The following is a 14,469-nucleotide window of genomic DNA, read 5'->3' as shown; positions in this document are numbered from 1 at the left end:
GCTGATGCGCCCATCTTGTTAGAACCCTGCGGTTTTTCCACCCGGGTTCTGAACAGGGCGGCAGGTCCCTGCCGTCCTCTCCCGCAAGCACGAAGCACAAGACCATGAATCGTTACTCTCTCTGGAAATACGCACTGATCGTCCTGGCCCTGCTGTTCGGCGTGATCTATACCGTCCCGAACTTCTTCGGCGAGTCCCCCGCGGTGCAGATCAGCAGCGCCAAGTCGACCCTGAAGGTCGAACCCGCCGTGGCCGGCCGGGTGGATCAGATCCTGAAACAAGGCAATCTCGGCGCAGAGAGTGTGGCGTTCGACAACACCGGTTCGCAGCCCTCGGTGCGCGCGCGTTTCGCCACCACCGACATCCAGTTCAAGGCCAAGGCCCTGCTGGAAAAGGAACTCAATACCGACCCCAGCGACCCGACCTATATCGTCGCCTTCAACCTGCTGCCCAACACGCCGCAGTGGCTGCAGAGCCTGCACGCCTTCCCGATGTATCTGGGCCTGGACTTGCGCGGTGGTGTGCACTTCCTGATGCAGGTCGACGTCAAGGCCATCGTCAATAAGCGTCTGCAAGGCCTGCAGGCCAGCGTGCGCGGCCTGCTGCGTGACAAGAACATCCGCCACAGCGGCATCAACCGCAGTGGCGACAGCATCGAGATTTCCTTCCGCGATGCCGATACCCGTAACAAGGCCCGCGCCGCCCTGGGCGAGCTGCAGGAAATGCTGCTCACCGACGCCGGTTCGGGCGATGACCTCAAGCTGGTCGGCACCCTGCGTCCGGAAGCCATCAAGCAGACCCAGGAAGACGGCGTCAAGCAGAACATCAGCACCCTGTCCAAGCGCGTCAACGAGCTGGGCGTGGCCGAGCCGCTGATCCAGCGCCAGGGCGCCGAGCGCATCGTGGTCGAATTGCCGGGCGTGCAGGACGTCTCGCGTGCCAAGGACATCATCGGCCGTACCGCCACCCTGGAAGTGCGCATGGTCGACGAGAGCGTGGTGCGTGGCACCGAAGAGACCTCGGCCATCCCCTTCGGCTCCGAGCTGTTCAAGGTCGGCAAGGGTGCCCCGGTGGTCCTGAACAAGGAACCGGTACTGACCGGCGACTACATCTCCAACGCCTCGGCCAGCTTCGATGAAAACCACCAGCCGGCAGTCAGCATCGACCTGAATGGCGACGGCGGCCGCAAGATGCGCGAAGCCACCCGCGACAAGGTCGGCAAGGCCATGGCCATCGTCCTGTTCGAAAAGGGCAAGGGCGAAGTCCTGACCGTGGCCACCATCCGTTCCGAACTGGGTTCGCGTTTCCAGATCACCGGCATGGGTTCGCCCGAAGCCGCCAGCGACCTGGCCCTGCTGCTGCGCGCCGGTTCCCTGGCTGCTCCGATGGACATCATCGAGGAACGCACCATCGGCCCGCAACTGGGTGCCGACAACATCAAGAAGGGCTTCGATTCGGTGCTCTACGGCTTCCTGGCGATGGCTGTCTTCATGGTGATCTACTACCAGCTGTTCGGTTTCTTCAGCGCCCTGGCGCTGTCGGTGAACGTGCTGCTGCTGGTGGCCCTGCTGTCCACGCTGCAGGTGACGCTGACTCTGCCGGGCATTGCCGCTATCGCGCTGGCACTGGGTATGGCGATCGACTCCAATGTGCTGATCAACGAACGCATCCGTGAAGAACTGCGCGCCGGCAATTCGCCGCAGGCTGCCATCGCGGCCGGTTTCGACCGCGCCTGGGCGACCATCCTGGACTCCAACGTGACCACCCTGATCGCCGGCCTGGCGCTGCTGATCTTCGGTTCCGGCGCCATTCGTGGCTTTGCCGTGGTGCACTGCCTGGGCATCCTGACCTCGATGTTCTCGGCCGTGTTCTTCTCGCGCGGCGTGGTCAACCTCTGGTATGGCCGCAAGAAGCGCCTGACGGGCCTGGCCATCGGCCAGATCTGGAAGCCCGAGAGCGAGGTGCTGTCCACCTCCGGCAAGGCTTCCGCCAAGCGCAACGTCAAGTAAGCGACGGCTCACCCGAAACAGCAGCACAGCCAGATTTGAGCCGGTCGCCCCTCTTGTGGCGCGACCGGCACCGAAAGGATAGTGATGGAATTTTTCCGCATCAAAAAAGACATTCCCTTCATGCGTCATGCCCTGATCTTCAATGCGATCTCGGCCCTGACCTTCGTGGCCGCGGTGTTCTTCCTGTTCTCCAAGGGATTGCACTTCTCCATCGAATTCACCGGCGGCACGGTCATGGAAGTGGCCTACAACAAGCCGGCCGACCTGGAAAAGATCCGCAAGTCCATCGAAGGACTGGGTTATCGCGACACCCTGGTGCAAAGCTTCGGCACCGCCCAGGACGTGATGATCCGCCTGCCCGCGCAGGCCGGTGTGAACGCCAGCCAGCAGAGCGAGAAGGTCAATGCCGCACTGAAGGCGGACGACCCGGACGTGCGCCTGCAACGGGTAGAATTCGTCGGCCCGCAGGTGGGTGACGAGCTGGCCCATGACGGCCTGCTGGCGCTGGGCATGGTGGTGCTGGGCATCGTGATCTACCTGGCCTTCCGCTTCGAGTGGAAGTTCGCGGTGGCGGCGGTGATCGCCAACCTGCACGACATCATCATCATCCTGGGCTTCTTCGCCTTCTTCCAGTGGGAATTCTCGCTCACCGTGCTGGCCGCCATCCTGGCCGTGCTGGGGTATTCGGTCAACGAATCGGTGGTGGTCTTCGACCGGGTGCGTGAAGCCTTCCGTGACCGCCGCTTCGGCAAGCTGTCCGCGCCGGAAGTGCTGAACCACGCCATCACCAGCACCATGTCGCGTACCGTCATCACCCACGGCAGCACCGAAATGATGGTGCTGGCGATGTTCTTCTTCGGTGGCCCGACGCTGCACTACTTCGCGCTGGCGCTGACCATCGGCATCCTGTTCGGTATCTATTCGTCGGTGTTCGTCGCCGCCGCCCTGGCCATGTGGCTGGGCGTCAAGCGCGAAGACCTGATCAAGCCGGTCAAGGTCAAGGACGAGAACGGCGGTGCCGTGGTCTGATCCCGCGCCACCGCCAATGAGGGCCGCAGCGTTCGCGCTGCGGCCCTTTTTCATGAGAATCCCGCAAGGACGCAAAGCCGGGATAATGCTTTACTTCACCCCATTGCATCACCGAATGACGTTTTTTTGATCATGAGCACATCCACCGACCTGCACGATATCGACTATGAACGCCGCTTCGGCGGCGTGGCCCGCCTGTATGGCGCCGCCGCCCTGCAACGCTTTGGCCGGGCGCGGGTGTGCGTGGTCGGGGTGGGGGGCGTGGGATCGTGGATCGTCGAGGCACTGGCGCGCAGCGCCATCGGCCATCTCACCCTGATCGACCTCGACAACCTGGCCGAATCCAACGTCAACCGCCAGATCCACGCCCTCACCGAGACCCTGGGCCAGGCCAAGGTCACGGCCCTGCATGAGCGTATCCGGCAGATCAATCCGACCTGCGTGGTGACCGAGATGGAGGATTTCGTCGATCCCGAGAATGTGGAGCAGATGCTGGGTGGCGGACGGTTCGACTACGTCATCGATGCCATCGACAACGTCCCGGCCAAGGTCGCCATGATCGCCTGGTGCCGCAAGAACGGCATGCCCATGGTCACCATCGGCAGTGCCGGCGGCCAGATCGATCCCACGCGGATTGAAATCCGCGACCTCTGCCGCACCGAGCAGGAACCGCTGCTGGCCAAGGTGCGCAAGCGCCTTCGCTCGCAGCACGGCTTCCCACGCGGGACCAAGAACAAGTTCCACATCGATGCCGTGTTCTCCACCGAACCCCTGCGCTTCCCGGAGTTGGCCGAGGGTGAGGTTTGCGAGGTCGCTCCCGCCGAAGACATGGATGTCGGCGAGGATGCCGCCGACAGCACGCAAGCCGGTGTTACTGGCCTCAATTGCGCCGGCTTTGGCTCGGCCATGGTGGTGACCGCTACCTTCGGCCTGGTGGCGGCCGCCCATGTGTTGAAGAAGCTGGCCGCACAGGCCGATATCGCTGCCGCAGCCGGGTGAACTGCAGGCCGTCAGCCCTCAGTGTCCGCCGCCCTCATCGACCCGGTGCGCGGACACGCACAGCAGGACGCTGGCCGTGACCAGTACCATGGCCGCGATTTCCAGCAGGCTCGGCCAGCGCTGTTCCCACAGGAAGCCATAGAGCAGCGCGAACAAGGTCTCGAACAGGATCATCTGGCCGATCATGGTCAGCGGCAGCAGCCGGCTGGCCTTGTTCCAGCAGGCATTGCCGAACAGCGAGGCAAAGATCGCCACCCCCGCCGATACGCCGATGAAGTGCCACCATTCACTTTGTGGATGCGGTTGCAGCATGATCGTGAAGGCCGGCATAGCCACGAACAGTGACAACAGCCCGGTGATCACGCCGATCAGCAGGTTCCAGTCATGCGCCGAGATCGCCTGCAGGCGTCCCAACCAGCGGCTGTTGCCGACCGCGTAGGCGGTCCACGACACCAGCGCGGCCAGCGCGCAGAAGAACCCGATCACGCCATCCCCGAAGCCACCAGTGCTGGTACCCACCGCGCCACTCCCCAGCGACTGCCACGCCACGCAGGCGATGCCCGCCAGGCCCAGCGCCAGGGAAGGCGCCAGCTTGCGCAAGGGCAGTGCACCGTGGCCACGGCTGCCGATGATGGTCACCGCCACCGGCAGGAAGCCGATCACCAGCGAGGTCATCGCCATGCCGCCCAATTGCACGGCACTGGCCAGGAACACGTAATACACCACATTGCCCAAGAGGCTCAGCCACACCAGCGCCCGCCATTCGGCGCGGCCCAGGTGCGGCAGCAGCTTGCGCAGGCGCGGCGCGATCAGCACGGCGGCGAACAGGCCATAGGCCAGGTAGCGCCCGGCCGTCAATTGCCAGGGCGAGAAGGCGCGGGTCAGTTCCGGCGCCAGGAAGACCAGGCCCCAGGCGGCGCCGGCCAGCGCGCCGTAGAAGATGCCTTGCAGGATGGTGTTGGAACGCATGAATCGGGGTGGTCGTGCCACGACAGGTGTGCAAAGGCTGGGAGTATGCCGCAGCCGGGCCCGCCTGAATTGTCGTGGACTACGGTTTTATTGTGCAGGCCTGCGAACCTGACCATTCACATTGCACCACCGCCGGAAGAACCGGCAGGCGGAAATACAAACACAAACAACAACGCCGGCACTGGGCCGGCGTTGTCGGTGATGACGGGGGCGGGGGGTCAGATCACCGTGCCGAACAAGCCCGCGCCCACAAAGGCCAGTGCTACCGCGCCGATGCCCATGGACAGGTAGGCCAGCACCGCCACGCCGGTGATGATGGTGGCCGAGGCCAGCACGATGGCCACCTGCAGCATGCCGGCTGCCATTTCCATCTTCTCGTACTTTGCCATGTAGGCATGCGCCTCATGCTCGGCTTCGCGCGCCTTGTGCGCCAGTTCCTTCTTGCCTTCGCCGCTCTTCTCGTCGCTGTCGTAGTGGGCGATGGCGTCATCCAGCTTGGCGATGGCCGAACTGACCCGCTCATCCTTGGGGTTGCCCAGCAGCGTGAGCTGCTGCTTGGCCAGTTGCGCCGCATTGCCACGCACCGACTTGGCCTGGAAGAAGGACCACAGGTTGGCCGCCTCCTGGTGCTTCAGGATGACCTCGGTCTGGTAGGACTTGGACATGGTTTCGGTAATGGCCAGCACCAGCGCCAGGATGGCGATGAGCAAGGCCAGCTTCTTGTTGCCGGACGCATGGGCGTGCTCGGCGTGTTCCAGGTTTTCGGTGGCTTCCGTCATGATGGTTCTTGTAATGTGGAGGAAATGAGGGCCACCCAAGAGAGGGCGGCGTTCCAAGAACGATTCACATCAGGAACGGTTGACCTGAATCATTGCAATACTCGTATTTTCCTGCGGCATGGGGTGGCCCTGCATGCCAGCCCCATCTGCCCGAAAGTACAGTCTGTCAGTACAAAATTCGCATTTCCTCACGGCTGCAGCAGCGGCGACTGTGCGGCGCTGGGTATCCCGACTCATATTGAAAGACCGAGCAAGCGCTGCAGGAAGAGCAGCCTTTGGCTACACTGATGAGCCACAAATTCTGAATGGATGGGATTGGATTTATTGACTGGTGTTATACAAAAAGACAATCAACGAATTGTTTTTGATGAATTACATTAATGGTTCTTCGCAAGCATGACCGGGACAAGGCAAGGCTGGCCCCGCAGCACGGCGTCATGACCGGATGGTGTCATGGCGTGGTAGCAGAACGCAGTCAGCCTATTGCCGCAGTATCAAGCCGCCTCACCCCAGCCGCGCCGGGTGAGGCCACAGAGATGCCCGTTTTCCGGTCCGGGCGTCGTGACCATCGGGTCGATCAACAGGAGAGAACGCAATGTCGAATGAAGCCAAGTGCCCCTTTAACCACACCGCCGGCGGCGGCACCAGCAACCGCGACTGGTGGCCCAAGCAGCTCCGTCTGGACCTGCTGGCCCAGCATTCTTCCAAATCCAACCCCATGGGTGAGGATTTCAACTACGCAGAAGCCTTCAAGAGCCTGGACCTGGCGGCGGTCAAGGCCGATCTGGCCAAGGTCATGACCGATTCCCAGCCCTGGTGGCCGGCCGACTTCGGTCACTATGGCCCGCTGTTCATCCGCATGGCCTGGCACAGTGCCGGCACCTACCGCATCGGCGATGGCCGTGGTGGCGCCGGTCGCGGCCAGCAACGTTTTGCCCCCCTCAACAGCTGGCCCGACAACGTCAACCTGGACAAGGCCCGCCGCCTGCTGTGGCCGGTCAAGCAAAAGTACGGCAACAAGATCTCCTGGGCCGACCTGCTGATCCTGACCGGCAACGTGGCGCTGGAAACCATGGGCTTCAAGACCTTCGGCTACGCCGGTGGCCGTGAAGACGTATGGGAGCCGGACCTGGACGTCTACTGGGGTACCGAAACCACCTGGCTGGGTGGCGATGACCGCTACGGCAAGGGCAAGGCCGGCGCCGCCCACGGCGAAATCACCGCCGACGCCGACCGTCACGGCCAGGAACAGGCGCGTACCGCGCCGGCCGGCCGCAATCTGGAAAACCCGCTGGCCGCCGTGCAGATGGGCCTGATCTACGTCAACCCGGAAGGCCCGGAAGGCAATCCCGACCCGCTGGCCGCTGCCCAGGACATCCGCGAAACCTTCGCCCGCATGGCCATGGACGACGAAGAAACCGTGGCCCTGATCGCTGGCGGTCATACCTTCGGCAAGACCCACGGTGCCGGTGACGCCAAGCATGTCGGCCGCGAACCCGAAGGCGGCGACCTGGAAAGCCAGGGCCTGGGCTGGAAGAGCAGCTTCGGCAGCGGTGCCGCAGGCGACACCATCAGCTCCGGCCTGGAAGTGACCTGGACCCAGACCCCGGCGCAGTGGAGCAATTATTTCTTCGAGAACCTGTTCAACTACGAATGGGAACTGACCAAGAGCCCGGCCGGTGCCCACCAGTGGGTGGCCAAGGGTGCCGACGCGGTGATTCCGCATGCCCATGGTGGCGCGCCGATGCGTCCCACCATGCTGACCACCGACCTGTCGCTGCGCGTCGATCCGGCCTACGAAAAGATTTCGCGCCGCTTCCTGGAAAACCCCGACCAGTTCGCCGAGGTCTTCGCCCGCGCCTGGTTCAAGCTGACCCACCGCGACCTGGGACCGCGTTCGCGCTATCTCGGCCCCGAAGTGCCGACCGAAGAGCTGATCTGGCAGGACCCGCTGCCCAAGGCCGATGCACCGGCGCTGCAGGCCGCTGACATCAGCGCGCTCAAGGCCCAGGTGCTGGCCTCGGGACTGACGGTGTCCGAACTGGTCTCGACCGCCTGGGCGTCGGCGTCCACCTTCCGTGGCGGCGACAAGCGCGGTGGCGCCAACGGTGCCCGCATCCGCCTGGCCCCGCAGAAGGATTGGGCGGCCAACCAGCCGGCCCAGCTGGCCAAGGTGCTGTCCACGCTGGAAGGCATCCGGTCCGCCTTCAACCAGGGTGGCAAGAAGGTCTCGCTAGCCGACCTGATCGTGCTGGCCGGTAGCGCCGCCGTCGAGAAGGCCGCCCAGGATGCCGGCGTGTCCGTGAGCGTGCCTTTCCATGGCGGTCGCGTGGATGCCTCGCAGGAGCAGACCGACGTCGCTTCCTTCGAGCCGCTGGAGCCGGTTATCGATGGCTTCCGCAACTTCCAGAAGCAGCGTTATGCCGTGCGTGGCGAAGACATGCTGATCGACAAGGCACAACAGCTCACCCTGACCGCGCCGGAAATGACGGTCCTGGTCGGCGGCCTGCGCGTGCTGGGCAACAATGTCGGCGGCAGCACCAAGGGCGTGTTCACCAGCCGTGTGGGTGTGCTCTCCAACGACTTCTTCGTCAACCTGCTGGACATGGGCACCGAATGGAAGTCCACCTCGCCAGCGCAGGAAGAGTTCGAAGGCCGCGACCGCGCCAGTGGCGCCGTCAAGTGGACCGGTAGCCGCGTCGACCTGGTGTTCGGCTCCAACGCCGTGCTGCGCGCCCTGGCCGAAGTCTATGCCAGTGCCGATGCCAAGGAAAAGTTCGTCAAGGACTTCGTGGCGGCCTGGGTCAAGGTGATGGAGCTGGATCGCTACGACCTGAAGAAGTAAGACCGGTGGCTGCCTTTGCCGGCAGCTGCGGATGCAGGACAGCAGGAATCGGCGGGCCTCAGGGCTCGCCGTTTTTTTTTGCTTGGCCACCGCCACGACACGGTCGATGTCATGCCGATGTCATGGAGTCGCCATCTGCGAGGACTATAGTGGCGGACTGAATTTTTCTTCATCAACGAGGCGTACGATGGCCCTGAGCCTGGATGACATCGCCCTGCTGTTCGCACGGCATGGGCACACCCAATACACCGGTGAGCCGGTCACGCAACTGGAGCATGCGCTGCAATCGGCGCTGCTGGCCGAGCAGGAGGGGGCCGCGCCCAGTCTCATCGTGGCCAGCCTGCTGCACGACCTCGGCCACCTGCTGGAAGACCTGGGCCAGACTCCGACCCTGGCTGGCATCGACGACCTGCACCAGTACCGCATCCTGCCCTTCCTGCGAGGCGTGTTCAGCGACGCCGTGCTGGCACCGATCGCGCTGCATGTGGATGCCAAGCGCTACCTGTGCGCCACTGATGCGGATTATTTCTCGACGCTGTCGGCCGATTCCGTGCGCAGTCTGCAGCTGCAGGGCGGGGTCTTCGATGTGGAACAGGCGGCGGCCTTCATCGACCGTCCGCATGCCGTGGATGCGGTGCGGCTGCGGCGTTGGGATGACCGCGCCAAGACCGCCGGGATGGCCACGCCCGATTTCGCGCACTTTGCGCGCTACTTCGATCCATGTCTGGTCGCGCCCGGTGCCGGGCGCGTGATTCAGGCCAGGTAACTCTTGCGATAGGCCGAGGGTGTGGTGCCGCGCAGCTTGCGCATGGCATGCGTCAGCGCGCTCTGGTCGCCATAGCCGCAACGCTGGGCGATGAATGCCAGCGGCAGGGCGCTGGTGCTCAGCAGGCGGCAGGCCTGCGCCATGCGTACCTCGGCCAGCCAGGCACGGGGGGAAGTCGCCAATTCCCGCTGGAACCATTCATGCAGGCGGCTGGGGCTGATGGCCGCCAGCGCGGCCATGTCGGCGACCGTCCAGGGATGGGCCAGCTGTGCCTCGACCTGGGCCAGCATCCGGTGCAGGCGCGACCTGGCCTGTGGCGGATGTCGCGCCAGCGTGTCCAGCAGCAGCGGAACCCAGTGCTGCAGGCTCGCGCCGGAGGGGCTCTGGTCCAGCGACAGCGCCATGAACTCCACCAGCTTGCCGGCCGCCGCCGTCAGCGTCACGAAGGGAGTGCGCGCCAGGCTCTCCAGTTGCAGGTCGCTCATGATGCTGGGCGCCAGGTCCAGCACCAGCGCCCGATTGGCGCCGCCGGCGCTGGTCGCGTGCGCCGCCCCGGGTTCCACGAAGGCTGCCGTGATACTGTCGGCGCAGCCTTGGTGACCGCCAATGTCCAGTTCCAGCCGGCCGGCTAGCGGCAGCACCAGTTGCGGGAAATCATGGCGATGCGCCGGCGACTCGTCGCGGTAGCTGCGCAGGTGGAGTTGGGTGTCCAAGATGGGGGAGAGCGGGTCGCTGCCAGGCGGTGCCACCGTCGGGTGACACCGCGTGCCAGGCTTATTGCATGTGCCAGCCGTGGCTGACCACCACCGATTGACCCGTCAGCGCATTGGTCGGGAAGGCTGCCAGGAAGACCGCGGTCTGGGCCACGTCCTGGGTGGTGGTGAATTCACCATCGACGGTGTCCTTCAACATGATCTTCTTGATCACATCGTCTTCGCTGATCCCGAATTCCTTGGCTTGCTCGGGAATCTGCTTTTCCACCAGCGGCGTGCGCACGAAGCCGGGACAGATGACATTGGTGCGGATCTTGTCCTTGGCGCCTTCCTTGGCCACCGTCTTGGCCAGGCCCAGCAGGCCATGCTTGGCCGTCACGTAGGGTGCCTTCAGCGCCGAGGCCAGGTGCGAGTGCACCGAACCCATGTAGATGATGGAGCCGCCGCGACCCTGCTTGATCATCGCCTTCATCGCCGCGCGCGTGGTCAGGAAGGCGCCATCCAGGTGGATCGCCAGCATCTTGCGCCAGTTCTCCAGCGACAGCTCGGTCACCGGGCTGATGATCTGGATGCCGGCGTTGCTGATCATGATGTCCAGACCACCGTAGGTATTGACCGCATCGGCCACACCCTTGTCGACCTGGGTCTCGTCGGTCACGTTCATGGCCACGGCCATGGCGGTACCGCCGTTCTTGACGATTTCTTCGGCCGTCGCCTTGGCCGCTTCCAGGGCCAGGTCGGCGATGACCACCTTGGCGCCCTGCTTGGCGTATTCGACCGCGATTTCCTTGCCGATGCCGCTGGCCGAACCGGTGATGAGAGCGACTTTATCCTTGAGTAGCATGATCTTCCTTATGTTTCGAGTTGACGGAGTTTGCAAAGCCTGACCGTCATCGCCATCGGCGCTGGTTACCCTGTTGCGCCCGATCAACGGTGCCAGTCATCGGTCCATGGTTTCGATGAACGGGTCATCGAAAGATTCCTTGGGGTGTTGCCCCGTTTCCTTACCCTCGCGCGTTCGCCTTGCCCCGATTGCGGAGGTCTCCCGGCGACGCTTTGTCACTCCATTGTAACGCTGGCGCGGCTCTTGTTGCTGCACCGCCAAAACCGCTGCAGAGGTCATGTGGGTGAAACAATCGCTGGTTAGTCTGTGCAGCGTTATCCCGGGGATATCGGCTGAATCTCGAAAATCGACAATAGATGTTTCGATTTCATTCTGGAGCAGCCGCACTTTTGGGGGGGTAGCGTCAGGTCCACTGAAACAAGCACTTATTTTCACCGCTTGCTTCCGATCACCTGACTTCCTCCTCACCCATCACCATAAAGGACAATGCATGAGACTGCTTACCATTCCTGCCGATGCCAATCCGAGTTTTGCCAAGCTCAATCTGAGCCTGGCCAGCACCCCGGAAGAAGTGCGCGAAGTACAGCGCCTGCGCTACAAGGTCTTCATCGAAGCGATGAACCTGTCGGCCCTGGCCAACCCCGAAGGCCTGGACAAGGATGAGTTCGACGACTACTGCGACCACCTGATCGTACGCGACAGCAAGACCCTCTCCGTGGTCGGCACCTATCGCGTCCTGAGCCCGCACGGCGCGCGCCGCATGGGCAAGTTCTACTCGGAACAGGAATTCGATCTCTCGCGCCTGGACAACATCCGCGGCGTCATCGCCGAAGCCGGCCGCGCCTGCATCCACCCGGACTACCGCAGCGGCGGCGTGATCATGATGCTGTGGGCCGGCCTGGCCGCCTACATGCGCAAGGAACGCTGCGAATACCTGATGGGCTGCGCCAGCGTCAGTCTGGCCGATGGCGGCCACAATGCCGCGGCGCTGTACCACGCCTTCCGCGAAAAGAACCTGGCGCCGCCCGACTACCGCGTCGCGCCGTTGCTGCCCTTCCCGCTGGAAGACCGCGAAGCCGGCATCGAACCGCAGATTCCGCCGCTGTTGCGCGGCTACCTGCGCAGCGGCGCCTGGGTCTGCGGCGAACCGGCCTGGGACCCTGATTTCCACTCGGCGGACTTCTTCCTGCTGCTGCCCTTGTCCAAGCTCGACAGCCGCTACGCCCGCCACTATCTGAAAGACTCGAGGGCCGCATGAAGCCACGCGAACAGTTCATGGAAAAAGCCCAGGGGCTGTTCGCCGACCTGGGGCCTGAGCACGATGCCGGTGACGACGAAGCGCGACGCGATCCGCTGCGCTTTCGCACCATCTGGATTTCCGACATCCACCTGGGTACCACCGGTTGCCAGGCCGAGCGCCTGCTGGAATTCCTGCGTGCCACCGAGTCCGATACCCTCTACCTGGTGGGCGACATCATCGACGGCTGGCAGTTGAAGCGTCGCTGGTACTGGGACCAGAGCCACAACAACGTGGTGCAGACGGTGCTCAAGAAGGCCAAGAAAGGTACCAACGTCATCTTCGTGCCGGGCAACCACGACGAAGTGATCCGCCAGTTCATCGACCTCGATTTCGGCGGTATCAAGATCCGTGACGAACTGGTGCACGTCACCGCCGAAGGCAAACGCATGCTGGTGCTGCACGGTGACCGCTTCGATGGCGTCATCGCCTGCGCCAAGTGGCTGGCCTACGTGGGCGATTCGCTCTACACCATGATCCTCAAGTTCAACCAGTGGTTCAACAGCTGGCGTGCCCGCGCCGGCCTGCCTTACTGGTCGCTGTCGCAATACCTCAAGTCCAAGGTCAAGAACGCGGTGAACTACATCACCTCCTTCGAGGATGCCCTGGCCGACGAAGCCAAGAAGAAGGGCCTGGACGGGGTCATCTGCGGCCACATCCACAAGCCCGAGATCCGCGACATCGGCGGTGTCGTCTACTGCAACGACGGCGACTGGGTCGAGAGCCTGTCGGCACTGGTGGAAGACCCCGACGGCGCCTTGCGCCTGGTGACCTGGCAGGAAATCATGCAGCTCAAGCGGGCCGGCAAGGAAGCCCGCATGGCCGCACGCGAGCTGGCGACGGCCTGAAGCATCGAACCTGCTCCTGAAGTTTTACATTATTGAAACGATTTATGCGCATTGCCATCATCAGCGACGCTGGCGAACCCCAGGTCAACGGGGTCGTCAATACCCTGCGCTCCACCGTGCGCTGCCTGCGCAGCTTCGGCCATGAAGTGCTGCTGCTGTCGCCGCGCGACTTCCGTACCTTCGCCTGCCCGACCTATCCCGAAATCCGCCTGGCCTACCAGCCCTACGCCCGCATCGCGGCCGCCCTGGAAGACTTCCAGCCGGACTGCATCCACATCGCCACCGAAGGGCCGATGGGGCTGGCCGCGCGCCGCTACTGCCTGCGTCACAAGCTCAGTTTCACCACTGCCTATCACACCCGCTTCCCCGAATACCTGGCCGCCCGCAAGCTCTTGCCCAAGGCCATCACCTACCGTCTGTTGCGCTGGTTCCATGGCCGCTCCGAAGCCATCATGGTACCGACCCCGGCGATGAAGACCGCGCTGCAGGAGCAGGGCTTCCGCAACGTGGTGTTGTGGGGCCGCGGCGTGGATACCCGGCACTTCCGCCCGGCGGTGGAAGACCACGCCTGCATCGAGCGTCCGCTGTTCCTCTACGTGGGCCGGGTCGCGGTGGAAAAGAATATCGAAGCCTTCCTCAAGCTCGACCTGCCCGGCACCAAGTGGGTGGTGGGCGATGGCCCGCAACTGGAAGAACTGAGCGCCCGCTATCCCCAGGTGCGTTTCCTGGGCGCCAAGGGACATGACGAGCTGCCGGCCTACTACAACTGCGCCGATGTCTTCGTCTTCCCCAGCAAGACCGATACCTTCGGCCTGGTATTGCTGGAAGCCATGGCCTGCGGCATCCCCGTGGCCGCCTATCCGGTCGAGGGGCCGATCGACGTGGTCGACAATGGTGTCTCCGGCATCCTGCGTCATGACCTCAAGCAGGCCTGCCTGCAAGCCCTGCGGCTGGACCATGAGGCGGTACGCGCCCATGCCGCCAGCCGCTCGTGGGAATCGGCCACCCAGCAGTTCCTGCAGCATCTGCACCTGGCGCACCGCGCGGCGCCGGGCAAGCCTGCAGCGATCAAGGCACTCGGCGAGACGCCCTGATCCGGCGCCGCGCCGGCAAGGCGGCGCGGCAGCTTCCTTCCCTTCCTTTTCGTTCTTTTCTTCCTTCCTGCTCCCGGTTTCCAAGCGAGCGATCTTTTTCAGCGTCCGCTCAACAGCGCAAGCTCTGCGGCAGCGCAGACATTCCTGCGCTGTTGGAATGGAATTTGCTAAATCTCAAAAGTCCAGACTGCAGCTGGATTTACAGTTACGTCCGCAGTGGTTGGTGAGGGCTTCAGCATCCGCCGCCGCGAGATGGCAGAAGGGATAGGAAAACCAA

The 14,469-nt window shown here is 63.6% G+C and carries 12 protein-coding genes; 8 read left to right on the top strand and 4 right to left on the bottom strand.

The features are described 5' to 3' along the window. Positions 1-104 precede the first annotated feature (104 nt). The 3 genes from secD to tcdA all read left to right on the top strand — a co-directional run bounded on the left by secD (position 105) and on the right by tcdA (position 4,037). A complete protein-coding gene (gene secD / locus ACEOAC_RS19535) occupies positions 105-2,009 on the top strand; it encodes a protein translocase subunit SecD (protein WP_077237664.1) in 1,905 nt (634 codons plus the stop codon). A gap of 84 nt (positions 2,010-2,093) precedes the next feature. After that, entirely contained in the window at positions 2,094-3,038 is a 945-nt protein-coding gene (secF, locus tag ACEOAC_RS19530; protein ID WP_006464758.1) for a protein translocase subunit SecF, read from the top strand. A gap of 132 nt (positions 3,039-3,170) precedes the next feature. Next, entirely contained in the window at positions 3,171-4,037 is an 867-nt protein-coding gene (gene tcdA, locus ACEOAC_RS19525; protein ID WP_413444215.1) for a tRNA cyclic N6-threonylcarbamoyladenosine(37) synthase TcdA, read from the top strand. An 18-nt stretch (positions 4,038-4,055) separates the two neighbouring features. On the opposite strand, the gene ACEOAC_RS19520 is transcribed toward tcdA, so the two are convergent. Together ACEOAC_RS19520 and ACEOAC_RS19515 are read right to left on the bottom strand one after the other, a co-directional pair. Continuing rightward, positions 4,056-5,006, bottom strand: a complete 951-nt coding sequence (locus ACEOAC_RS19520) for a DMT family transporter (protein WP_413444216.1) — start codon at positions 5,004-5,006, stop codon at positions 4,056-4,058. 218 nt (positions 5,007-5,224) lie between these two features. Next, the gene (locus tag ACEOAC_RS19515; RefSeq protein ID WP_077237666.1) at positions 5,225-5,785 is read right to left on the bottom strand and encodes a DUF4337 domain-containing protein; all 561 of its coding nucleotides are present in this window, start codon (positions 5,783-5,785) and stop codon (positions 5,225-5,227) included. Between the two features lie 595 nt (positions 5,786-6,380). Here ACEOAC_RS19515 and katG point away from each other — a divergent pair. Then, positions 6,381-8,630 carry a catalase/peroxidase HPI gene (gene katG, locus ACEOAC_RS19510; protein ID WP_413444217.1) on the top strand — a complete coding sequence of 750 codons (2,250 nt, stop codon included), beginning with the start codon at positions 6,381-6,383 and terminating at the stop codon, positions 8,628-8,630. A 187-nt stretch (positions 8,631-8,817) separates the two neighbouring features. Further along, positions 8,818-9,396 carry a phosphonate degradation HD-domain oxygenase gene (locus ACEOAC_RS19505; RefSeq protein ID WP_413444218.1) on the top strand — a complete coding sequence of 193 codons (579 nt, stop codon included), beginning with the start codon at positions 8,818-8,820 and terminating at the stop codon, positions 9,394-9,396. Here ACEOAC_RS19505 and ACEOAC_RS19500 read toward each other — a convergent pair. After that, on the bottom strand, positions 9,384-10,109 hold the full coding sequence (locus ACEOAC_RS19500; protein WP_413628536.1) for an AraC family transcriptional regulator: 726 nt from the start codon (positions 10,107-10,109) through the stop codon (positions 9,384-9,386). The two genes, ACEOAC_RS19505 and ACEOAC_RS19500, sit on opposite strands and share 13 nt — an antisense overlap. Positions 10,110-10,170: 61 nt before the next feature. Beyond that, entirely contained in the window at positions 10,171-10,953 is a 783-nt protein-coding gene (locus ACEOAC_RS19495; RefSeq protein ID WP_102661138.1) for a 3-hydroxybutyrate dehydrogenase, read from the bottom strand. A 490-nt stretch (positions 10,954-11,443) separates the two neighbouring features. On the opposite strand from ACEOAC_RS19495, the gene ACEOAC_RS19490 reads away from it, so the two are divergent. Genes ACEOAC_RS19490 through ACEOAC_RS19480 form a run of 3 tightly spaced genes read left to right on the top strand, consistent with a single transcriptional unit; the run spans position 11,444 to position 14,192 of the window. Continuing rightward, on the top strand, positions 11,444-12,211 hold the full coding sequence (locus tag ACEOAC_RS19490; protein WP_006464767.1) for a GNAT family N-acetyltransferase: 768 nt from the start codon (positions 11,444-11,446) through the stop codon (positions 12,209-12,211). After that, entirely contained in the window at positions 12,208-13,098 is an 891-nt protein-coding gene (locus ACEOAC_RS19485) for a UDP-2,3-diacylglucosamine diphosphatase (protein ID WP_006464768.1), read from the top strand. The genes ACEOAC_RS19490 and ACEOAC_RS19485 overlap by 4 nt, the downstream gene beginning before the upstream one ends. Positions 13,099-13,142: 44 nt before the next feature. Beyond that, the gene (locus ACEOAC_RS19480; protein WP_413445467.1) at positions 13,143-14,192 is read left to right on the top strand and encodes a glycosyltransferase family 4 protein; all 1,050 of its coding nucleotides are present in this window, start codon (positions 13,143-13,145) and stop codon (positions 14,190-14,192) included. Positions 14,193-14,469 lie beyond the last annotated feature (277 nt).

This window comes from Herbaspirillum frisingense (assembly GCF_047325095.1).
In the GTDB taxonomy this organism is placed as follows: Bacteria; Pseudomonadota; Gammaproteobacteria; order Burkholderiales; family Burkholderiaceae_D; genus Herbaspirillum; species Herbaspirillum frisingense.
The sequence above is the reverse complement of the archived record's forward strand: the minus strand, read 5'-3'. Positions and strand labels throughout refer to the sequence as shown.